Origin of the sequence: Empedobacter sp. UBA2044 (assembly GCF_002333005.1) — a bacterium.
GTDB classification, from domain to species: Bacteria; Bacteroidota; Bacteroidia; order Flavobacteriales; family Weeksellaceae; genus Empedobacter; species Empedobacter falsenii_B.
In genome coordinates, this window is sequence record NZ_DDBA01000008.1 from 1 (window position 1) to 514 (window position 514).

Consider the following 514-nt stretch of genomic DNA (forward strand, 5'->3'; position numbering starts at 1 on the left):
GCTATTTCAGGACGGGACATAGGAATAATAATAAAAGACGTTCAGTTGTGAGCGTCTTTTTTTTGTACAATATTTTGAGTTGAAAATAGTTAAATATAAAATGATGTTTTATGAGAACGATTGTATGTTTTGCTTCTTTATTAATGCTGATATTTTCTTGTAATAATGAAGATGATGGTCTGAATACTATTTATAAAGAAAAATATGAAAGACGATTTATAATTTTTCAAGATTCTTTAGGAGGAATTGTTCAAGATAGTGTAGTAGTGCAAGTTTCTCAATCTAAGAATTTATATAAATTTGATTTTATCACATCTCAAAAAATTGATCCGATAGAAAATATTCAAATGGAAATGACAGGAAGCAATTCGTTACGAAATGTGGGATGGACACCGACAAAACTGATTATGCTTTCTAGAGATAGTATCAATATTTCTTACAAAGATGGAAAACGATATTGGTTAGTCAATTCGATTAGTGAAAATTAATCATAAAAAAATCCACTCAATATTGA

General features: G+C 27.8%; 1 protein-coding gene. It reads left to right on the forward strand.

Features of this window, described 5'->3' with window-relative positions; genetic code table 11:
* Positions 1 to 110: 110 nt before the first annotated feature.
* On the forward strand, positions 111 to 488 hold the full coding sequence (locus tag B4E59_RS01035) for a hypothetical protein (protein ID WP_221856848.1): 378 nt from the start codon (positions 111 to 113) through the stop codon (positions 486 to 488).
* Positions 489 to 514: the final 26 nt, after the last annotated feature.

What these genes read in the sequence shown, in the direction of transcription:
- B4E59_RS01035 (WP_221856848.1), top strand. Translation starts at nt 111, where the DNA reads ATGAGAACGATTGTATGTTTTGCTTCTTTATTAATGCTGATATTTTCT.